At 57.1% G+C, this 20,749-nt stretch carries 21 protein-coding genes; 10 read left to right on the top strand and 11 right to left on the bottom strand.

Translation table 11 applies throughout. The annotated features are described in order from the left end of the window. The first annotated feature begins 66 nt into the window (after positions 1–66). Together BV390_RS11155 and BV390_RS11160 are read left to right on the top strand one after the other, a co-directional pair. The gene (locus BV390_RS11155) at positions 67–1,518 is read left to right on the top strand and encodes a tagaturonate reductase (RefSeq protein ID WP_046852484.1); all 1,452 of its coding nucleotides are present in this window, start codon (positions 67–69) and stop codon (positions 1,516–1,518) included. 298 nt (positions 1,519–1,816) lie between these two features. Then, positions 1,817–2,257 carry a GNAT family N-acetyltransferase gene (locus BV390_RS11160; protein ID WP_032696160.1) on the top strand — a complete coding sequence of 147 codons (441 nt, stop codon included), beginning with the start codon at positions 1,817–1,819 and terminating at the stop codon, positions 2,255–2,257. A 294-nt stretch (positions 2,258–2,551) separates the two neighbouring features. Here the strand turns inward: BV390_RS11160 and tam are convergent, their stop codons facing one another. The 3 genes from tam to BV390_RS11175 form a co-directional block, all read right to left on the bottom strand. Then, positions 2,552–3,316, bottom strand: coding sequence for a trans-aconitate 2-methyltransferase (gene tam, locus BV390_RS11165; protein ID WP_032687646.1), 765 nt, complete (start codon positions 3,314–3,316; stop codon positions 2,552–2,554). Positions 3,317–3,509: 193 nt separating this feature from the next. Continuing rightward, on the bottom strand, positions 3,510–3,800 hold the full coding sequence (locus tag BV390_RS11170) for a hypothetical protein (protein WP_004862141.1): 291 nt from the start codon (positions 3,798–3,800) through the stop codon (positions 3,510–3,512). Between the two features lie 228 nt (positions 3,801–4,028). Beyond that, on the bottom strand, positions 4,029–5,219 hold the full coding sequence (locus BV390_RS11175) for an MFS transporter (RefSeq protein ID WP_032696161.1): 1,191 nt from the start codon (positions 5,217–5,219) through the stop codon (positions 4,029–4,031). Positions 5,220–5,420: 201 nt separating this feature from the next. On the opposite strand from BV390_RS11175, the gene BV390_RS11180 reads away from it, so the two are divergent. The 4 genes from BV390_RS11180 (at position 5,421) to BV390_RS11195 (ending at position 8,538) form a co-directional block, all read left to right on the top strand. Beyond that, positions 5,421–5,867: a VOC family protein gene (locus tag BV390_RS11180; RefSeq protein ID WP_032687649.1), complete on the top strand. Its 447-nt coding sequence runs from the start codon at positions 5,421–5,423 to the stop codon at positions 5,865–5,867. Continuing rightward, positions 5,864–6,409: a GNAT family N-acetyltransferase gene (locus BV390_RS11185; protein ID WP_085396931.1), complete on the top strand. Its 546-nt coding sequence runs from the start codon at positions 5,864–5,866 to the stop codon at positions 6,407–6,409. The genes BV390_RS11180 and BV390_RS11185 overlap by 4 nt, the downstream gene beginning before the upstream one ends. Before the next feature lie 125 nt (positions 6,410–6,534). After that, the gene (locus tag BV390_RS11190; RefSeq protein WP_032687653.1) at positions 6,535–7,155 is read left to right on the top strand and encodes a LysE family translocator; all 621 of its coding nucleotides are present in this window, start codon (positions 6,535–6,537) and stop codon (positions 7,153–7,155) included. Between the two features lie 207 nt (positions 7,156–7,362). Beyond that, the gene (locus BV390_RS11195; protein ID WP_085396932.1) at positions 7,363–8,538 is read left to right on the top strand and encodes a YbfB/YjiJ family MFS transporter; all 1,176 of its coding nucleotides are present in this window, start codon (positions 7,363–7,365) and stop codon (positions 8,536–8,538) included. On the opposite strand, the gene BV390_RS11200 is transcribed toward BV390_RS11195, so the two are convergent. Beyond that, positions 8,535–9,377 carry a LysR family transcriptional regulator gene (locus BV390_RS11200; RefSeq protein WP_085396933.1) on the bottom strand — a complete coding sequence of 281 codons (843 nt, stop codon included), beginning with the start codon at positions 9,375–9,377 and terminating at the stop codon, positions 8,535–8,537. The two genes, BV390_RS11195 and BV390_RS11200, sit on opposite strands and share 4 nt — an antisense overlap. A gap of 90 nt (positions 9,378–9,467) precedes the next feature. On the opposite strand from BV390_RS11200, the gene BV390_RS11205 reads away from it, so the two are divergent. After that, the gene (locus tag BV390_RS11205; RefSeq protein ID WP_085396934.1) at positions 9,468–10,535 is read left to right on the top strand and encodes an NAD(P)H-dependent flavin oxidoreductase; all 1,068 of its coding nucleotides are present in this window, start codon (positions 9,468–9,470) and stop codon (positions 10,533–10,535) included. A gap of 51 nt (positions 10,536–10,586) precedes the next feature. On the opposite strand, the gene BV390_RS11210 is transcribed toward BV390_RS11205, so the two are convergent. From BV390_RS11210 to BV390_RS11225, 4 genes are read right to left on the bottom strand one after another with little or no spacing between them, the layout of a single operon-like run. Next, positions 10,587–11,246: a methionine ABC transporter permease gene (locus BV390_RS11210; RefSeq protein WP_162180096.1), complete on the bottom strand. Its 660-nt coding sequence runs from the start codon at positions 11,244–11,246 to the stop codon at positions 10,587–10,589. Beyond that, on the bottom strand, positions 11,243–12,034 hold the full coding sequence (locus tag BV390_RS11215; protein WP_073554066.1) for a methionine ABC transporter ATP-binding protein: 792 nt from the start codon (positions 12,032–12,034) through the stop codon (positions 11,243–11,245). The genes BV390_RS11210 and BV390_RS11215 overlap by 4 nt, the downstream gene beginning before the upstream one ends. Beyond that, positions 12,031–12,837, bottom strand: a complete 807-nt coding sequence (locus tag BV390_RS11220) for a MetQ/NlpA family ABC transporter substrate-binding protein (RefSeq protein WP_032687661.1) — start codon at positions 12,835–12,837, stop codon at positions 12,031–12,033. The genes BV390_RS11215 and BV390_RS11220 overlap by 4 nt, the downstream gene beginning before the upstream one ends. A gap of 23 nt (positions 12,838–12,860) precedes the next feature. Next, on the bottom strand, positions 12,861–13,889 hold the full coding sequence (locus BV390_RS11225) for an isopenicillin N synthase family dioxygenase (protein ID WP_032687662.1): 1,029 nt from the start codon (positions 13,887–13,889) through the stop codon (positions 12,861–12,863). Positions 13,890–14,174: 285 nt separating this feature from the next. Here BV390_RS11225 and BV390_RS11230 point away from each other — a divergent pair, with 285 nt between their 5' ends. Beyond that, on the top strand, positions 14,175–14,453 hold the full coding sequence (locus tag BV390_RS11230; protein ID WP_032696169.1) for a VF530 family protein: 279 nt from the start codon (positions 14,175–14,177) through the stop codon (positions 14,451–14,453). A 30-nt stretch (positions 14,454–14,483) separates the two neighbouring features. On the opposite strand, the gene BV390_RS11235 is transcribed toward BV390_RS11230, so the two are convergent. Further along, entirely contained in the window at positions 14,484–15,431 is a 948-nt protein-coding gene (locus tag BV390_RS11235) for an AraC family transcriptional regulator (RefSeq protein WP_032687664.1), read from the bottom strand. A gap of 108 nt (positions 15,432–15,539) precedes the next feature. Between BV390_RS11235 and BV390_RS11240 the strand changes: the two genes are divergently transcribed. Continuing rightward, positions 15,540–16,739, top strand: coding sequence for an MFS transporter (locus tag BV390_RS11240; RefSeq protein ID WP_032687665.1), 1,200 nt, complete (start codon positions 15,540–15,542; stop codon positions 16,737–16,739). A 24-nt stretch (positions 16,740–16,763) separates the two neighbouring features. Here BV390_RS11240 and BV390_RS11245 read toward each other — a convergent pair whose 3' ends face one another. Next, positions 16,764–17,237 carry a GNAT family N-acetyltransferase gene (locus BV390_RS11245; protein ID WP_223526187.1) on the bottom strand — a complete coding sequence of 158 codons (474 nt, stop codon included), beginning with the start codon at positions 17,235–17,237 and terminating at the stop codon, positions 16,764–16,766. Between the two features lie 300 nt (positions 17,238–17,537). Here BV390_RS11245 and oxlT point away from each other — a divergent pair, with 300 nt between their 5' ends. Then, entirely contained in the window at positions 17,538–18,812 is a 1,275-nt protein-coding gene (gene oxlT / locus BV390_RS11250) for an oxalate/formate MFS antiporter (RefSeq protein ID WP_046852492.1), read from the top strand. A gap of 84 nt (positions 18,813–18,896) precedes the next feature. Here oxlT and pgtP read toward each other — a convergent pair whose 3' ends face one another. After that, entirely contained in the window at positions 18,897–20,282 is a 1,386-nt protein-coding gene (gene pgtP / locus BV390_RS11255) for a phosphoglycerate transporter PgtP (protein WP_032696173.1), read from the bottom strand. Positions 20,283–20,749: the final 467 nt, after the last annotated feature.

Raw genomic sequence — 20,749 nt, forward strand, 5'->3', positions numbered from 1 at the left:
AGAAAAGTTGTTAAGTTATTACACCAATTACTCAGGTTGTATGACCACTCTACGAGGGAACCTATTGTGAAAACATTAAACCGTCGTGATTTTCCCGGCGCGCAGTACCCTGAACGCATTATCCAGTTTGGTGAAGGTAATTTTCTTCGGGCATTTGTCGACTGGCAACTTGATCTGCTGAATGAGCATACCGACCTGAACGCCGGCGTGGTGATCGTTCGTCCCATAGAAAGCGCGTTTCCCCCGTCGTTGAGCACGCAGGATGGACTGTACACCACCATTATCCGCGGTTTGAACGAACGGGGTGAAGCGGTCAGCGATGCGCGTCTGATCCGTTCGGTAAACCGGGAAATCAGCGTTTACGCGGATTACGACGCCTTCCTTCAGCTGGCTCATAACCCGGATATGCGGTTTGTGTTTTCCAATACGACCGAAGCCGGCATCAGCTATCACCCAGGCGATCGATTTGAAGATGCGCCGGCAGTGAGCTACCCGGCAAAACTGACCCGTCTGCTATACGAACGTTACAGCCATTTCGCCGGCGCGGCGGATAAAGGCTGGATCATCATTCCTTGCGAACTGATCGATTATAATGGCGAGGCGCTGCGCGAGCTGGTGCTGCGCTATGCTCATGAATGGGCGCTGCCGGCGGCATTTATTACCTGGCTGCAGGAGGCAAATGCGTTCTGCTCGACGCTGGTGGACCGTATCGTCACCGGCTACCCGCGTGATGAAGCGGGGGCTATCGAAGCGCAGCTGGGTTACAAAGACGGTTTCCTCGCCACCGCCGAACACTTCTATCTGTTTGTTATCCAGGGACCCAAATCGCTGGCCGCTGAACTGCGACTGGATAAATTGCCACTTAATGTCCTGATTGTTGATGATATTAAGCCGTACAAAGAGCGGAAAGTGGCGATTCTTAACGGCGCACATACCGCGTTGGTGCCGGTTGCCTATCAGGCAGGGCTGGATACCGTTGGCGAAGCGATGAACGACCCGGAGATTTGTGCGTTCGTTGAGAAAGCGATTTATGCAGAGATTATTCCGGTGCTCGATCTGCCGCGCGCGGAACTGGAGTCTTTTGCCAGCGCGGTGACAGGGCGTTTTCGCAATCCGTATATCAAACATCAGCTGCTCTCCATTGCGCTGAACGGCATGACCAAATTCCGCACCCGCATTCTGCCGCAGCTGCTGGCAGGGCAGGAGAAATCAGGTAAACTACCGGCGCGTCTGACGTTTGCGCTGGCGGCGTTGATTGCGTTCTATCGCGCGGAGCGCGATGGCGAAACTTATCCGGTGCAGGATGACGCCGAATGGATAACCCGTTTCCAGACGCTGTGGGCGCAGCATCGCGATGCGCAGATCGGCACCGGCGAACTGGTGAAAGCGGTGCTATCGGTGACCTCCCATTGGGAGCAGGACCTGACCCAGGTTAATGGTCTGGTTGAACAGGTGACGCGGGATCTTGACGCGATTCTGCTACGCGGAATGCGTGAAGCGGTGAAGCCGTTGTGCTGATCTAAACATCGTTGATAAAAGGTGACCCGGCCACGGCCGGGTTATTGATTCGCTCATTTTAGTTACAACATACAATAGCCCTGAATCAAAAAGCAGACCGTGCAGTTCTGTCGCTCCTTCAGGGGCAATCGCTAAACAGCGGAAAGGGGGCTTACAGATAAAGACGAATAAGTGCAAATTGTGCCCCTGCCGCTTGAAGAAATTTTAGGCCAGGAAAATAATGGGTTATCGTAACGGCAAAAGTGTACATCGATCGCCCGCGTAACCGGTGCAGTTCGGGCATCAGGAGAGATAATCAATGGTTGTTGATATTCGTGAGATCTGTGGGCAAGACAAATCACAATGGCTGCAGCTTTGGCAAGGCTATACCTCTTTTTATGGCAGCCCGCAGCCGGACGATGTCACGGAATATACCTGGCAGCGGTTACTGGACCACAGCTCGCCGGTTCTGGGGCGTGTGGCGGTGGTTGACGATCGCGTGGTGGGATTCGCAATATGCGTTCTCCATGAAGGGACCTGGGTGAAAACCCCGGTTTGCTATCTGGAAGACTTGTTCGTCGATCCGCAGGTCCGCGGCCGCGGCATTGCCCGGCAATTGATGCAGGCGCTACGAGCCGAAGCCAAAGAGCAAGGATGGTCGCGCCTTTACTGGCATACGCAGACCGACAATCCGGCCCGTCGACTGTATGACGAATTCACTCCCGCTGATGATTACGTGCGTTATCGCATCACCTGTTAACACGGGTTAAAAGAAAAGCCGTTGTTCAGCGTCGCCTGGCGGCTGAAAATAACTCAGGAGAATCAAAAATGGAAAAACGTATCGAGACCGCCATTAACCTGATTATGTTTCTTTCGCTGCTGGCCACCGCGTGGGATCTCTCTCTGGTGCACCATCTTTCCTGGTAACGCAGCTGCGGCGCCGGATGAGTTGCCGGTCAATGAGTAAAAACGCGTAATGCCAGAAGCCGGTCATGACAACAACCAAAACGACGCTGACGCCCGGTGACCGCTATATCACCGGGCGTCTCTGTCATCAGATATGAGCTGTGCGCTGCGCGACGATAAACAGGCGCGGGAACAGGAGCAGAACCTTTCCGTTACACTGTAACGGATAGTGTTGCTGCAACAGCGTCAGATAACGATTGAGAAAAGCCTCCCGCTGCCCGGCGTCGAGCGGTTGCAGGTAGGGGCGAAGCCCCGTGGATTGCAGCCAGTCGATAATCGCCTGGTGCGACTCCAGCGGGTGGTAATAGGTCGTTCGCCAGATATCCACCTCACAGCCGCAGGCGGTAAGAATATCGTAATACGCCTGTGCCCCCGGCAGCGGATGACGTCCGCTCTCCGGGAACCCCATTTCTTGCGCCACCTGACGCATCAGCGTATGAGAAGGTTCCTGCCAGTTGTCCGGCATTTGTACCGCCAGCAAGCCGTTATCCGCCAGCCGATTGACCAACTGCGGAAACAGGGTTTCATGATCCGTCAACCACTGGAGCGACGCGTTCGCATAGAGAAGATCCGCGGGCCGTTCGGGTTGATACTGGCGAATATCGGCGGCAACGAACCGGCAGTTTGGCAGCGCCCGGGCGGCGTCATCGAGCATTGCCGGCGAACTGTCGACGCCGATAAGCGTCGCTTCCGGCCAGGCATGATGAAGCAACGCGGTGCTGTTACCGGGACCGCAGCCCAGATCGACGGCAAATGTGACGGGATGCTGTGCGATACGGGCGATCAATTCAGCGGCGGGGCGCGTACGTTCAGCGCCAAACTTCAGATACAGAGAGGGATTCCAGTCGGCCATGGGTGACTCCGGATGAGATAGATGCGTTCACCAGCATAAAGGGCAATGCCGTCGGATCAAACGTCTTTCGAACGAGATGAGGGAATGGCGACTATTTTTGTGACAATGTCACGCACGTGCGGTAGATAGGATAGAGGTCGGAGTGTACTGGTGGATGATGCCGGGGAGCCCGGCATGTGCAAGGTGCAGGCGGTTAATCGCTCTCCTTGAGCGCTTCGGCGCGTTTTGCCGTGGCGTAGACGAAATCCAGCATCGGCTCCAGATCGGTGTCATATCCGGCCTGGATAATTTTACCGCGTAGCCATTCGATTTCGCTGGTGATATCCGGGTGGAAGATATTGTTGTCCTGAGCTTTGCGCAGCCATTTCAGCAGGAAATTGTTCTTTCCTCTGATTCCACCCGATTTTTTTGATTTTCCATGAATTTTCAGCGCGACTAAGATGCAGTAATAGAAATGAACGCGCTGATTAAAGCTTTGATGCATTTGCGTATTTCCCGCCAGGCTCAAGAACTCACCGTCGTGGTCAGTGATTCGGATTGGGTTACGTCACGGGCCGGATCTTTTATTACGCGATCTCTGTTATGCCACCCGCCACGTCAGTGCGTCTGTAACCAGACGTGACAAGGATGTTGGCACGGATGCGGAATCACAGTCAATTATTGATTAGTTTTTTACCGGTCCCGGTAACCTGCGGCTACCGGAGACCGTCGCTCATACGTGGCGCAACCCCACGCGTTGTTGCAGGTAGACACGAAAAATCAGCAGGAAGGCCAGCACGACGACCACCGCGGCCAACAGATAAATCGTATCCAGAGCATAATATCCGGCGACCCATCCAGCGACGGGACCGGTCAAACCCAACGCTAGATCGAGAAAGGCCGAATAGGTTCCCAGCGCCGTTCCCTGGTTTTGTTCTTCAACCTGTCTGACCGCTTCCACGCCCAGCGCCGGGAATACCAAAGAGAAACCAGAGCCGGTCAGCAGTGCGCCGAGGCCGGCTATCCATGCGGAAGGCGCGAGCCAGATAATCACCAGACCGAGACATTCGACCACGAAGCAGACCAGAGAGACGCGAACGCCGCCATAGCGGGTAATCATATTACCCGCCACCAGGCGAACACAGATAAACCCGGCGCTGAACAGCGAAAGGGTAAATGCCGCGCCTTGCCAGCGATGTGCGGAAAAATAGAGCGTGATAAAGGTCGCGATAACCCCGAACCCCACGGTCCCCAGGGCCAGACCCAGACCATAAGGCCAGATTTTGCGCACCACCACGTGGAACGGCGCCCGGATACCGGCGGTGACGCTGACATCCTGGCGCGTACGGGCAAAGAGCAGGCCAATCAGAGCCACCAGAACGACCACCGTGGCAAAACCGCTGATACCAAACTCGCTATTCAGCATCACACCGAGCGGCGCGCCTACCGCCATCGCCACATAGGTGGCCACGCCATTCCACGAGATCACTCGCGAAGTATGTATTGCCCCCACGGTTTTAATTCCCCACAGCGTTGCCCCCGTCGCGGTAAAGCTTTCACCGACGCCGAGAAAAATACGGCCAATCAGCAAAGCGCTAATCGCCAGCAGCGGCACCGATTGCAGCGCCACGGCACCGAGCGTGAACAGCCCGCTCAACAGACAGCAGACGATCCCAAGACTGACGACTTTTTTCGGTCCCCAAATATCCGTATAGCGCCCGGCGTGCGGGCGGCTGAACAGCGTAGAGATGTACTGCAGGCTGATAACAACACCGGCAATCAGCGTACTGTATCCCAGCTGGTAATGGATATATCCCGGCAAGACGGCGAGCGGCAGACCGATGGAGAGATAGCAGATACAGGTAAAAACAACGATCGAGATAATGCGCAGATTAAGCTGAGTATTACTGACTGAAGAGGTCATAACATCATGGTATTTCAAACGAAGGTGTGAGCAGCATAGCGCAGACCCGGTCATCCGGACGAGCACAGGATGCGTTTTTCCGCTGTTTTAGCCAAACCCACCAAAATTAGCGTCGGGACAAGACGAATCTGTGCAAGTCTGCGTATTCAATGTATAAATTTTCTACCGGCTCTGTTTCTGTGTTCATCGTCAGGAGGGAAGATGGCAAAAGATTTCACCGATATCGCCGTGCTGTTTGTCGCAGGATTCGGCCCCATCACGCAAAACACCGCGCTGAGCCATGCCTTTTATGGCGAGACGTTAGGTTTACCTTTGCAACGGATGGCGGGTAACGAGGACTATCTGCTGACCGGGCAGGATGCGCTGGCGGGAGTGAAACATTTTGCCCTCTGGCCGCTGGCCCAGGCGGCGACCTCCTGCTTTGGCAGCGAAGAGTGGCCGGCAGATCTGCCCGTTCCCCAGGCGTGGATTGAATTTGAAGTGCGCGACATTCAGGTCGCCACCGATGTGCTGATTGCCAAAGGATACCGGCTGCTGATTGCCAACCGCGAAGAACCCTGGGGTCAGACCGTCAGCCGACTGCTCAGCCCGGAAGGACTGCTGACGGGCGTCACCATTACGCCATGGCTCCGCGAGGAGGCTCCGTGAAAGCGCCACTCTTAACCACCGACAGGCTGCGGCTGGTCCCACTGGTCAAAGACGATGCGCCGCAGATTCAGGCGGTGTTTCCGCAATGGGAAATCGTGCGTCATCTGGCGGCCAGTTTTCCGTGGCCGTTCCCGGATGACGGGGCGTCTCGCTATGTGAACACGATTGCTTTACCGGCTGCCGAAAAGGGTAGCGGCTGGTTCTGGACGATTCGCCGCCAGGTCGCCCCGGAGCAGCTTATCGGCCTGATTACGCTCTCCGACCAGGCGGATAACAATCGCGGGTTCTGGCTGGATCCGGCCTGGCAGCGCCAGGGGCTCATGACCGAAGCCTGCCGCTGCGTGACCGATTTCTGGTTTAACACGCTCCATCGGGAGGTGCTGCGTGCGCCAAAAGCCCGCGACAACGAGGGGTCGCGGAAAATCTCGATGAACAGCGGCATGCGCCTGATTCGCGTAGAGAAACAGCAGTTTACCGCGGGCATGCTGGATGCGGAATTGTGGGAAATCACCCGGGATGAGTGGAACCGCCTGGTGCGCTGAAAAACGGTGCGCCCCGTGACCACATGGTTACAGGCTATGGCGAAACGCCATCACGCTAAGGCCGCCGTTATTTGATTGCCTGGGCGGGTCGTTTTCCATAGAATCAGCTCTTTCGGAGAGAGAACATGTCCGTTACCGATGCACTTCTGGCTTACTCCTTAGCCGCGTTACTTCTGACTTTAACCCCCGGCCTTGATACCGCGCTCATCCTTCGCACCTCAACCGTGGAAGGGGGTAAAAAAGCCTTTCAGGCGGCCCTGGGTATCGATACCGGTTGCTTTATCTGGGGCGCGATCGTCGCTTTTGGCTTAGGCGCGTTGCTTGCCGCATCGGAAGTGGCCTATAACATCCTGAAATGGTGCGGGGCAGCCTATTTATGCTGGCTCGGCTTTCAGCTTCTGCTTCGTCCACGTCAGGCCTTTGATACGCACCAGCCTGCCGCGCCGTCTACCAGCAACTGGTTTTTAAAAGGAATGCTCGGCAACGTATTGAATCCGAAAATGGGGGTGTTTTATGTCTCCTTTTTGCCGCAGTTTATCCCGGCAGGGCACTCGCCGATCATCTGGACCTTCCTGCTGGTCGCCATTCATGTGTTGATCGGTACGCTGTGGTCATTAACCCTGATCCTGGCAACCCGTTACGCCTCCGGACTGCTCAAAAAACCGCGCTTTATCCAATGGATGGATCGCGCCACCGGCGGGGTATTTATGCTCTTTGCCGCCAGACTGGCACTCAGTCACCGCTAACCGTTACGGGGGCTGCAAGCCCCCGTATTTATCCGTCGCATTAACCCCCACACTTCGCTGTTCAGCGAAGCATCTTCGTCGGGCTACTCTACACTGGCAGCAGACGTCGGCCCGCGCTCCACATATCCTGCTGGCCGGCATATTCATTACCACGACAACAAGAGAAACATCATTCTCTTTTTGAGATGTTAAGCGGCGAGGTAGCGTGTGAACACGACGAAACAGCGGCAGGAACGTCAGGCTTTGTGGCTGGCGCTGGCCGGTTCAGTGGTACTGATTATCGGCATGGGATACGGGCGTTTTGCCTATACCGGGATTCTCCCGGTCATGCTGCATGAGCAGATTCTATCGCTGCAGCAGGGAAATCTGGCCGCCTCGGTTAACTACGCGGGTTATCTGATCGGGGCGCTACTGCTGGCGAAAGCCCGACCGGCTGACAGCACCCGTCTGACTCTCGCCTCGGTGGCAGGCACGTTGGCGTGTCTGGCGCTACTGGCGTGGGTGAGCTCACCCTGGGGGATAATACTTATCCGGGGGCTGGCGGGGGTGCTGAGTGCGGTGACGATGATCGCCGCCTCGCTATGGCTTCTTCAGCATATGAGACACCATCACGGTGCGCCGGTACTCTTTTCCGGCGTTGGAATGGGGATATTTTTATCCGCCGAATGTATCTCTCTGGCGAAGCGTGGGGCGCTCTCCAGCCCACAAATCTGGCTTATCTGCGCCGCTAGCGCGACGATCCTCTTTTTACTGGTCGTGCGCCTGCTGCTGACGCCGGCCCATGAGGTGCAGAGCTGGCCGCCGCAGTCGCAGGCTTTAACCGAGACGGATGGACCAACCGCCGATGCCTGGCGATTACTGGCGATATATGGTTTTTCTGGCTTTGGTTACATCATTACCGCAACCTATCTGCCGCTGTTTTTATCCGCTTCGCTGACGCAGATCGATCCGGTGCAAATCTGGGCGCTGTTTGGTCTTGCGGCGGTACCTTCATGCTTTATCTGGCACAAACTGGTGGTGAAGCTGGGCTTCCGGCGGGCGCTGACCGTCAATCTGCTGATCCAGGCGGCGGGCGTTGTACTGCCAGCCTTTAGCCAGGCGCTGCTCGCTTGCCTGCTCAGCGCGCTGCTGGTCGGTTTTACCTTTATGGGCACCGTTACCATTGCGCTCCCGGAAGCCAGAAGGCTGAATCAACGGGTAAAATTCAACATGATCGCGGCGATGACGGCCACTTATGGCGTCGGACAGATTATCGGGCCATTTGTCGCCGGGACGCTGCATAACCTGACGGGATCGTTTAATCCCTCACTGATTGTGGCGGCAGCTTCTCTGGGTCTGGCGGCTGGGCTGGTTGCGGTCAGGCCTGCACGCGCGCGCCATTAAAAGGGGGCGGCTGCCGTCAGCAGCTGCCGCATTTCACTGAGCGCAGGGGACATATATCCCCGGCGCCAGATGAGCTGGGTCTGTACCTGCTTAAACGGCTGAATCTGGCAGTTGTCTGGCAGAATCAGGATATCGATTACGCTTTGCGGCAGGATACCGCTATAACCACCGGACGCAATGCAGGCGATCATGGCGTGGTACGAACCCACATCCTGAATTTCGACGCGCGCGTCGCTGGCGAAAAACGCTTCCCCGAGCGCCCGATAGCTGCAGCCCCTGGGGAACGCTGCAAGCCTGCTATCTGCCGGACCCGTTGTGCTCACCAGCATCAGCTGCTCAACAAAAACGGGAATCGCATCGATATCCGGCGGGCAGACAAGCTCACCTTCGGCGGTTACCGGCAGACTCACCAGCGCGCAGTCGAGGGCGGCACGCTGTACCCGATCGGTCAACTGCTGCGTAGGCTGGGTATGCAACGTCAGTTCGACCTGCGGACAGATCGCGCGAAACTGTGGAAGAAGGTGAATAAGCCGGCTCGCGGCTGTCGCTTCCATCGCCCCCAGGCGCAGGCGCCCGGCGGGCTTTGTCGGGTGCAATGCCTGTTTCGCCTCTTCGGCAAGGCTCAGTATTCTTAGCGCGTAATCGAGGAACTGCTTTCCGGCAGTAGAGAGCACCATTTTTTTATTGCCGCGTTTGAACAGCTCGACATCAAGCTCTTCTTCCAGTTGCTGGATGCGCGTGGTGATGTTGGATTGCGCGCGGCCCAGCTTTTTGGCTGCCCGGGTAATGCTTTGCTCTTCCGCGACAATTTTAAAGATCAGTAACGTGGCGTGGTTCATATTTTTCTTCTAAATATGGGAATGATATTGATCTTATCATCTCAAAAAGAGATGTTAAGTATTCAATATCACACATTCAAAAGGGTGACCATGCGCAACCGCTTTACGCAGAGACTGGATATTGCTTATCCCATCATACAAGCGCCGATGGCCGGGGTTTCAACGCCAGAGCTGGCCGCGGCGGTGAGTAACAGCGGCGGGCTCGGCTCGCTGGGGCTGGGGGCATCGACCGTGTCCCAGGCCGAAGCGCTGATTGCACGTACTCGTCATCTGACCACGCAACCCGTCAATGTCAATCTGTTTTGCCATGCGCCGGCGCGCCGGGACCCGCACACGGAAGCAAGGTGGACCGCGCTGTTGCGCCCGCTATTTGCTCGTTTCGGCGGGGAACCGCCCGAGACGCTGACTGAAATCTATCAAAGTTTCCTTGTGAATCAGCCCATGGCCGAGATGCTACTTGACCTGGTGCCTGAGGTGGTCAGTTTCCACTTTGGCGTGGCGGATAAGACATTCATTCGCCGCCTGAAGGAAAAAGGTGTGGTGATAATGGCCAGCGCCACCAGCGTAGACGAGGCGCAGCGGGCAGTCGCCGAGGGAGTCGATATGGTGATTGCGCAGGGATATGAGGCCGGAGGCCATCGCGGGATCTTCGATCCCCACGGCGACGATCGGCAAATGAGTACCTTGACGCTGGTCCAGGCGCTTAAGCGAACGGTGTCAGTACCGGTTATTGCCGCGGGGGGGATCATGGACGGCGCCGGGATCCGCAGCATGATGCATCTGGGCGCAGAAGGGGTTCAACTGGGGACCGCGTTCCTGCTCTGCCCGGAATCGGCTACCGACGTCGGATATCGTCAGGCGCTGAGCGGTGAACCGGCGCCAAAAACCGTGATGACGACGGCGATTTCCGGCCGCCCGGCGCGCAGTATCGATAATGCATTTTGTGAAACCGGCCGGCGCAATCCCGGGGTTATGCCCCCGGATTACCCGCTAGCCTACGACGCGGGGAAAGCGCTGGCGGCAGTGGCGAAAGCGCAGGGCGAATGGGGGTTTGGCGCACATTGGGCAGGACAGGGGGTCGGGATGATCCGGGCATTGCCGGCAGCGGACCTGATGCAAGCGCTGATCCGCGAAGGCGGATTTTCCCCTCAGCCGTAGCGGTGGTGATGGCGACCTGCCGCTACGGCTGAGGTCAGACTTTGCGGACGTTTAACGACGGTGGGCCAGTCGGCGGACCAGGCGGTCGCCCGCCATCTGCACGCCCTGCACCAGGGCCACCAGAATCAGCACCGTGCCGACCATCACTTCATTATTAAATCTCTGATAGCCATAGCGAATCGCCAAATCGCCCAGCCCGCCGCCGCCAATGACGCCGGCCATGGACGAGAAGCCAATCAACATCACGATAGTCAGCGTGACGCCAGCCAGCAGGGTTGGCAACGCTTCCGGCAGTAGCGATTTAAAAATCACATGCCAGATCGTGCCGCCCATCGACAAAATGGCTTCAATACGTCCGTAATCCACTTCATCAAGCGCGTTTTCCGTCAGCCGGGCGAAAAAAGGGAAGGCGCCAATCGTGACCGGCACCACCGCCGCCGTGCTCCCGAGCGTAGTCCCGATGATCAGCCGGGTAAACGGGATCAGGGCAATCAGCAGTACGATAAACGGCAGCGAGCGACCAAAGTTAATCACCGCCCCCAGCAGCGCGTTGAGTTTCGGCATCGGCAGCAATCCGTTTTTGCGCGAAATAAACAGCACCACGCCGACAGGAAGGCCGAGCAGAACGGTAAATAACGCCGCCAGCCCCACCATATACACCGTGTCCAGCGTACCGTCCAACAGCAGCGGCCAGAGGTCATCCCAGCTCATGCGACTGTGCATAATGGCCTCCGATGATAACCATGACGAGCAAGAAAATCGCGTTCCGACTGCGGATCGTGCAGCAATGACTGACGCAGCTTCGACCACGGCGCCACCAGCAGTTCGGCAATACTGCCGCTTTCGACGATCTCGCCATTTTCCAGCAGCGCGGCGTGGTCGCACAGGGTTTTGACCACCTCCAGTTCATGGGTGATCAGCACAATCGTCAGATTCAGACGCTGATTAATATCCGCCAGCAGCGCCAGCACCGAGGCGGTGGTCTCGGGATCCAGGGCGCTGGTCGCCTCGTCGCACAGCAGGACGTCCGGTCTTGACGCCAGCGCTCTTGCAATACCCACGCGCTGCTTTTGCCCGCCCGAAAGCTGGGAAGGGAACGCGTGGGCTTTATCGCTAAGCCCGACCAGCTCAAGCAACTCCGCCACGCGCGCCTGACGCGCCGTTTTGCTCACGCCGGCAATTTCCAGCGGCACCGCGATATTGTCGGCGACGTTGCGCGCATGCAGTAGGTTAAAATGTTGAAAGATCATCCCGGTACGCAGGCGATAGGCGCGCAGCGCGGCTTTATCCATCTGCGTAATATCCTGTCCGTTCACAATAATGCGGCCCGACGTGGGCCGCTCCAGCAGATTCAGACAGCGGATCAGCGTACTTTTCCCTGCGCCGCTGCGTCCGAGGATGCCGTAAATCGCGCCCTTCGGGACCTGCAGCGACACATTGTTCAGCGCCGGTCGGCCTGTTCCGGCGTAGGTTTTACTCAGCCCGATCGCTTCAATCATGATTTCGGCGCAACCGGGATAACCGAGCCGTTATAGCGTTGTCGGATAAATTCTGCCACCTGCGGTGAAGTCAGGTCTTTCGCCAGCTGTTTGATGCGCGGGTCGCTTGCCAGGGAAGGATTGGTGACCAGAATGTTGGCGTAAGGGTTATGGCTGGCGCTCTCGAGGCCAAGCGCGTCTTTTGCCGGCGTCAGCCCGGCTTCCAGCGCATAGTTACCGTTGATCACGGCCAGATCAACATCGTCGAGGGAGCGCGGGATCTGCGGCGATTCAATTTCGAGAATCTTCAGATGCTTCGGGTTTTCCACAATATCTTTTGGCGTCGCCAGCGTCGTGGCCGGGTCGGTGAAGGTGGAGGCCAGCTTGATCAGCCCCTGGCTTTGCAACAGGAACAGGGCCCGGCTCAGGTTGGTGGTGTTATTGGGCACGGCGACGGTGGCATTTTCCGGCAGTGAAGCAAAGTCTTTGTGCTTGCGCGAATAGATACCCAGCGGCTCAATATGGACCGTGGCGGCGACGGCGAAGGTCTTGCCCAGCGCCTTTTCCTGATCCTTCAAATAGGGAACGTGCTGGAAATAGTTTGCGTCCACGTCGCCGTTGGCCAGCAGCTCATTGGCGTTCACGCCGCTGGTCAGTTCGACCACCTTCAGATCCAGGCTCGGGTCGATTTTCTTGATGTAGTTAAGGATCTCCGCATGCGGAACCGGGTCCGCCGCTACGCGTAATGCGGCGGCCTGTGCTGATGTCCAGGCTAAGGAGAGAGACAGAGCAACCCCTGCCAGTTTAAAAGCGGCAATTTTCATGGTGTTTTCCTTTATTTTTATCTTTAAACGATCGGTTGCTCGGTACGTTCGCGAAACAGATCCTGGTAGTAGCGTTCAGCCACATCCGGGTGTGAGCGCAGGCGGCCCTTCAGGTAATTCCAGCCCACTTCGCGCAGCAGCGGGTTTTGTGGATCGCTGTCCGGCCCGAGCGCTTCCTGCGCCAGTTCCGGTGGAAGGGTGTAGACCGGGACGGTGGCATCCAGCTGCGCACCGAGGAAAAAGGCGATAGAGAGACGTTCCTGGTGTGCCGGCGGAGAGACTACCCGATGCACGGTGGCGCGCAGATAGCCATTGGTGGCCAGCTCCAGCAGTTCACCAATATTGACCACAAAACTGCCGGCCAGCGGGGTCGCATCGATCCAGTGCCCGGGAGCTACTTCTACCTGCAGGCCCTTTTGCTCATCCTGAAGCAGGAAGCTGAGGAACCCGGAGTCCTTGTGCGCGCCGACGCCCTGGTGGCTTTGCGTCTCATGCTGACCGGGATAGCGGATCAGTTTGATATGCTCGTTGGGTTTATTGCCATATAAGGTTTCAAAGGCGTCATCAGGTAGCGCCAGCGCTTCAGCAAAGGCGCGCAGCAGGGTTGTGCCGACCTGGGTCATGGCGCGCTGCCAGCTGAGCAGCGTGGGTTTCAGCGTCGGTAGGGCATCCGGCCATAGGTTGGGCCCCTGTAGGCGCTGCCAGCGCGGCGCATTGTCATCCAGACGCAGCGCTGGACGCTCGGCGCCAATATCAAATTGTTCTCGCCAGTCTGGCTCTCCGCGGGTCAGCTCCGATGCGGCGCGGTTATAGCCGCGAAAGTGTGGGGAATGAATCATCGCGACCGGCTGCTTTTGCTCATCAGGCAGGGCAAAAAAGCGGCGGGATTGATGCTGGACAGCTTTTTGCAAGCCATCGTCGACGCCATGATTGATCAGATAAAAGAAGCCGATCTCGCGGGCCGCATGGCGAAGGTCGGCCAGAAAAGCCGTTTTTTCAGTAGGATCGGCGTAGCGGGCAAGATCGAGAATCGGCAAAGTCGTTGCGTTCATTGTGTTCTCCGAAGACAGCGTTCAGGGAGTAGCGTTTATTCAGGTTCAGGGTTCGGGGACAACAACAGCGCATGGTGATTTCCTCATTCTGTGGGGTGAACACAGCTTGCCTCAACGGCAAATAATCAACCAATAACCTTCTTTTCTAATTTATGACCGGGCGGGGTTCTGTGCTTTTGCGAATAATGGATAAAGGTGACGCGAACCTTCTTTCAACCTTGCGCAGGGGCGATGTAGCCAGTATGGTGTGCGACATTTCCCAGGTATTCAGGATTCAACATCGCAATGCAGCCTTCCAAAGATCCTCTTCATGGCGTCACCCTCGAGGCTTTACTCAACGCCCTGGTGGCAAAGTATGGCTGGGCCGAGTTGGCAAAACGGATCAAGATCAACTGTTTTAAGAGCGACCCGAGCATCAAATCGAGCCTCAAATTTTTACGGCGAACGCCGTGGGCGCGCAAAGCAGTTGAAGACCTCTATATCGACTCCCTCGACGATTCAAGCTCCGCCAGTACGCCGCTACCGGCGGATAGCCCGTGGGCGAACTGGCAGAAAAAAGAGTAGGGCGTAGCCCGGGTGTGATGGTGCGTCGCGTTACAGCACCGTCTCGCCACGGAGCGACCCCGGCGCCTTGCCGGTGATGCGCTTAAAGGCCCGGCTGAAGGCGGCTAGCGAACTGTATCCGAGGCGGAAGGCGACCTTTTCCAGCGTCTGACCTTCATCCGAAATATACTGCACGGCCAGACGCATCCGCAGCTCCGTAAGATAACGCGCGGGTGTGGTACCGGTGGCGGTGAGGAAACGCTCCGCAAAAACGGAACGTGAGGTCCCGGTCTCGCGGGCCAGATCTTCGACTTTCCAGTTAATGCCGGGCTGCTGATGCATAACGTAAATGGCTTTGGCCAGCTTAGGGTCGCGCAGCACCTGTACCCAGCCGGTGGCGTTGCCGCAACCGCACTCCACCCAGCCGCGAACGATCAGCGCGGCGACCACATCGGCCAACCGCGCCAGAATACCGGCATAGCCCGCCTGTCGGGTGAGGCTTTCGCGTTCCATGGCCGCCAGCATCGGCTGGATTTCCGGGCGACTGGTCAGCAGGCTGCTGACCAGCATCACTTCCGGCATCGCTTTGACCAGAGGCTGCATGCCACCGAGCTCAAAGTCCATACATGCGCTGAAGATAATGGCGCTGTCACTTTTCGCGTCGTCGCACGCGTTTTTGACGCAGCTTACCGAGCCACAAACCGGTTCGCTGGGAAGTCTGGAGACGTTGACTACCGATGCCTGGTCATCAGAAAGCAGCACGTGCCCATCGCCGTTGGGAATAAACAGCGCATCGCCGCTTTGCAACATTAAGCGCTGACCGCTGACCATGCGCAGGAGTACCGGTCCCCGGCTGATAAAGTGAAACTGCGCTTTACCAGGCACGAAGCCGAACTCGACGCCGAAAGGACGGGAGGTTTCGATGCGCCGGTAGTTGACGCCGGAAAGGCGCATGCCGCGCAGGAGTTCGCTGGTGAGATCGAGGGCTTGCTGAGTCATAACATCATTCCCGGACGAATTATCAATAATCACAGAGTATTTATCATAGATCGTCCTGGCGTAACCTCCTAACCTTAACGAAATGTTAATTGTTCTGGAGAGATGTTTATGAGTTCCTGCATTGCAGCTGAAGAGAGCCTGGCAAATGCCAGGCCCGCGTGGCGCGCCGTCTATGCGCTGGCGCTGGGCGTGTTTGGCCTGATTGTTGCCGAGTTCCTTCCCGCCAGCCTGTTGACACCGATGGCGGCCAGCCTTGGGGTCAGCGAGGGGATGGCAGGGCAGGCGGTGACCGCAACGGCCCTGGTGGCGCTGGTGACCGGCTTGCTGATCACCCCCGCCACCAAAAATATCGATCGCCGCTGGGTACTGATGTTCTTTTCTGTCCTGCAGATCGTCTCCAGCCTGATGGTGGCCTTCGCCAGTTCGCTGGAGTTTCTGCTGCTGGGACGCCTGCTGCTGGGGATAGCGATCGGCGGATTCTGGTCGATGTCGACCGCCACGGCGATGCGTCTGGTGCCTGCCGCGTTGGTGCCGAAAGCGCTGGCGGTGATCTTCTCCGCCGTGTCGATAGCGACCGTGGTGGCTGCGCCGCTGGGCAGCTATCTGGGCGGCCTGATTGGCTGGCGCAGCGTCTTTATTCTCTGTACGGTCCCAAGCGTTCTGGCGCTGCTGTGGCAACTGTGGGTGCTGCCCTCAATGCGCCCGGAAAGCGTCGGCAGCTTTGCTACGCTGTTTAAGGTGCTGCGCCGTCCCGGCATGGTTGGCGGGATGCTGGCCACCATTTTAATCTTCAGCGGCCATTTTGCCTTTTTCACCTATCTGCGGCCGTTCCTCGAGACCGTCGCCCAGGCCAGCGTCGAAGGCGTCTCCCTGATTTTGCTGGGATTCGGGGTGGCGAACTTTATCGGGACCTCGATCGCCGGGCATCTGTTGAGTCGCAGCCTGCGGTTGACGCTGGCGCTGGTTCCTCTGGCTATGAGCGTGCTGGCGCTGATGATGGTGACGTTCGGTCATATCGCGCTCCTCGATGGATTGCTGGTCGCCATGTGGGGCTTCGCCTTCGGTCTGGTGCCGGTAGGCTGGTCAACCTGGCTGGCGACGACGGTGCCGGATGAAGCGGAAAGCGCGGGCGGGCTGCTGGTTGCCTCTATTCAGCTGGCGATCAGCGCCGGAGCGGCCGGCGGCGGGGCGGTGTTTGACCTCAATGGCGCCAGCGGCGTCTTTACCGGCAGCGGTTTACTCTTGCTCACCGCCATGATTATTGTCTTTGCCGGCGTGCGGGTGAAATCCACGGTCAGCGAAGAATAAATCCGCGCCGCGTTAACGATGCGCCTACGGGCGCATTTTCTTCGCCTGTTGTTCCGGCCAGGCCGCTTTGCGTTCCAGCAGGTGATACGCTCCCTCGTCGCTGATCCCTTCGCCAATCGTGACAAAGCCGCTGGCGGCATAAAACGCCAGCGCATTGCGATTACGCGTCAGGCACTTGAGCCGATAGCCGTGCTCTTGCCAGCCGGGTAGTACCTGCAGCAACATTTTACCAACCCCGCAGCCCTGACGGGCGGGAGCGACATGCAAATGGTGAATAAAGTGGTCTGGCATCCAGACGGCAATGAAGCCGGCCAGCTCTCCCTGAGGATCGTGTGCCAGCCAGATCGTTTCACCTTCAGTCTGCTTTTCCAGATCGGTTAAGCGGAAATCGGTGACGTTCAGCCACGTAAACGTATGACACCGCGATAAAAGAAACAGCCGCTGTAATGCCGGCCAGTCATGACGGGTTGCCTGACGAACTGAAATAGTCAATCTCACTCCTTTCTCTTTTCTCTGCCTGAATCCGGAACATCCCCGGCGGCGACGCAATTATAGCGAATCTCCCTTTTTACCTGCACATCTGGCGAACAAAAACCGCCCTTCAGCGGTGCAGGGCTGCGGCACGACGGCCGGTTATTTTAATAATGCATTGATAAATAACAAATAAGTAACGTGGCACGGTTAATGCTTAGCACTGTAAGTATTGGGATGCGCAGGGGACGGGGCGGGGTTTCAACGACCCCATACCGTCGTGGCCGTCATTTTTGATTTGTGGCTAACGGATTACTGGAGCTGATTATGACCGTTCTCAGAGAACCTTTGGTTGTCGCCAGATATGGCAAATGGACGCAACTCGCACTTGGCCTGATCTGTATGGCTGCGATATCCAGTCCACAATATGTCTGGACGTTGCTGACCAGACCGTTGACCGACAAACTGGGCGTCGGGTTAGCGGAACTACAGGTGACCTTTTCGCTGTTGATTATCCTGCAGACGTTTTTCTCGCCGTTTCAGGGACGGCTGGTTGAACGCTTTGGCCCGCGGCTGCTTATCTCTCTCGGCACGGTCATGGCGGGGCTGAGCTGGGTTCTCTCGGCTCAGGTCAGCGGCCTGGCCGCGCTGTACCTCGTCTATGGCGGCCTCGGCGGGCTGGGGACCGGTATTGTCTATATCGGCGTCGTCGGTTTAATGGTGCGCTGGTTTCCCCGCCATCGTGGATTTGCCGCCGGCGCCGTTGCGGCAGGGTATGGCATGGGGGCGATTATGACCACCTTTCCTGTCTCCGTCTCGCTGGGCCAATACGGATTAGAACAGACCATGACGGTCTTCGGCCTCCTCTTTGCCGCCGTGGGATTTCTGGCCAGCCAGGGGCTGAAGCTGCCGCCCGATAGCGGTGCGTTGCCCGCCAGCCAGACCGTCGCGCAAAGTAGCCGGCAATTCACTTCGCGCGAAATGCTGCGCCAACCGCTTTTCTGGCTGATGTTTGCCATGATGGCGATGATGTCGACCTCCGGACTGATGGTGACGTCGCAGATGGCGGTCTTTGCTGAGGATTTCGGCATCAGTAAGGCGGTGGTGTTCGGCATGGCCGCGCTGCCGCTGGCGCTGACTATCGACCGTTTTACCAATGGCCTGACGCGACCGCTGTTCGGCTTTATTTCCGATCGCTATGGCCGGGAAAACACCATGTTTATCGCCTTTGCGCTGGAAGGGGTGGCGATGACCCTGTGGCTGGCCTGTCGTGACGATCCGATGCTGTTTGTGCTGTTGTCCGGCGTGGTGTTTTTCGGCTGGGGGGAGATCTTTTCGCTGTTTCCCTCCACGTTGACCGACACGTTCGGCAGCGAATATGCGAGCTCTAACTACGGCTGGTTGTATATATCGCAAGGGATCGGATCGATTTTTGGCGGCCCGCTGGCGGCGCTGCTGTACCAGCATACTCAAGGGTGGGAGGTGGTCTTTAGCTGCGCGATAGGACTTGATTTTATTACCGCCGCGCTGGCGATTGCGCTGTTGAAACCCTGGCGCGCGCGGTTTATCCGTCAACACAGTGACGCTGCCGCGATTGACTAAAGGCTCTCCGGATGTCTGCCCCGGCGCCAGCCTGCCGCCGCCGGGGCTATTCTTTATCTCAACCTTTATCTCATACCGGCGAATTTACGCCTGTGCCAGCGACAGCTCGTGCGCGTTGGCCGCCTCCTGACGCTTACGTTCCAGCTCCAGCGCCCCACGGTGTGACAGATAGCAAAACAGAATGCAGCACACCACGCCGCCCATCAGCAGATAGAAACCGCCGTGCCAGCCCAGCTTATCCACCATCACGCCGAACAGACTGGTGCCCAGCGACGCGCCGAAGATGTAGCTCATAAAACCGCGTAAACCAACCGCAGAACCGACCGCAAAGCTCGGCACAATCTCCATAGTCTGTACCGAGGCCAGAAATTGCGGGACGTAAATCAGGCAACCCACAATGGCGGCAAACACCGTGACCATAAACAGCGAATCACTTTTCCAGTAGCCAATCAGGCAGAAGAAGATCAGCGTCATGCAGATCATCGCCAGCGGCATGCGGCGACCTTTAAACAGCTTATCCGACAGCCAGCCGGCCAGCAGCGTCGACGGAATGGCCGCCCATTCGAAAAACAGAAACGCGACGCTCATCTCTTCTTTCGAGAAGTGCTTCACCGACAGAAGATAGATAGGCAGCCAGCTGATCATTCCGAAGCGCACCATGTAGACGAACACATCGACCATCGAGACGTACCAGGCGTTCTTGTTTTTCAGCACATAGGTACAAAAGATTTGCCATGCGCTCATGTTTTCCGGGGCTTTTTCCACTTTGCCGGTATTGAGCAGCACTTTCTCTTCCGGGAGCATTTCGTCGAGCGCCGGCAGCCCTTCGCTGCGCGGCGAGCCTTTTCCCAGAATCAGCACCACAACGGCAAACAGCACCGCAACCGCGGCGGGGACGATATAGCTGGCGGTCTGCCAGTGTTCGGTCCCGAGCAGCGCAAAAGCGGTTCCGACGATGGGGGCGACAATACCACCGCCAACGTTGTGCGAGATGTTCCAGAATGCGCCGACCCGGCCACGTTCGCGGCGTGGAAACCAGTTGGCGATGGTGATAAACGAGGGGCCAACGCCCATGCCCTGGAACAGCCCGTTGATCACCACCAGCGCGACGAAAATCCAGAACGCGCTGCTGAAGCCCAGCCCGACGTTCACCGCCGCGCACATCACCAGCCCGCAGGCCATAAAGACTTTCGGGCTGGCCTTGTCCGCCAGGCTGCTCATCACCCCTTTGCTGATACCGTAGGCGATCAACATGCAGCTGCTGAGCATGCCAATTTGGGTGGCGCTCAGGTCAAGCTGCTCTTTGAGGTAAGGAGTCGACAACGTGAAGTTATTACGCACGATGTAGTAGGCGAGATAGCCGAGGAAGACGCTCAGTAGCGCCTGCATCCGATAGCGTTTATAGGTAGGGACAATTTGTTGCGCAGGAATCGTGGCCGCGGCGACCTTGGGTTTTAATAATGAAAGCATAACCGTACCTGTATTTTATTAGCGGTGGTGAATGTCGGGATAATTCAATTAAGCTGTCGTCAGTACGTTATCAATTGTGATGAAAACAAAGCGGCAATACAATCCAGGCTATTTGAGTCAAAAATGACTCAAATATAAATCCGGAGGTTCTTTTTTTTGACCCAAATATATTTCCCGGCCATCACTCTTTTTGTGAAATACTTAGCCGAGCTGGGTGCAAATTGCGCAATAGCCCTAATGGCCTGCGTTCTTGTTAGTTTGACCTTGTTAACAGTATGATTTTAATAGCGGTGGTAGGCTGTTTATTATTCTGTAGGATAAAGCCGAATATGGATATTTCCCCGGCTTTAACGAACGCGTCGGGCAATGAACTTTTTTGTCACAAAGCTCAGCGAGATATTATTTATTCATGTTCTGGTTTTATGAAAACGATCACAAAACGCTGGCAGCGAGAAGGGTATTTCATG

The sequence above is a fragment of the Klebsiella sp. YJ genome (assembly GCF_002108615.1).
Taxonomy (GTDB): Bacteria; Pseudomonadota; Gammaproteobacteria; order Enterobacterales; family Enterobacteriaceae; genus Klebsiella; species Klebsiella planticola.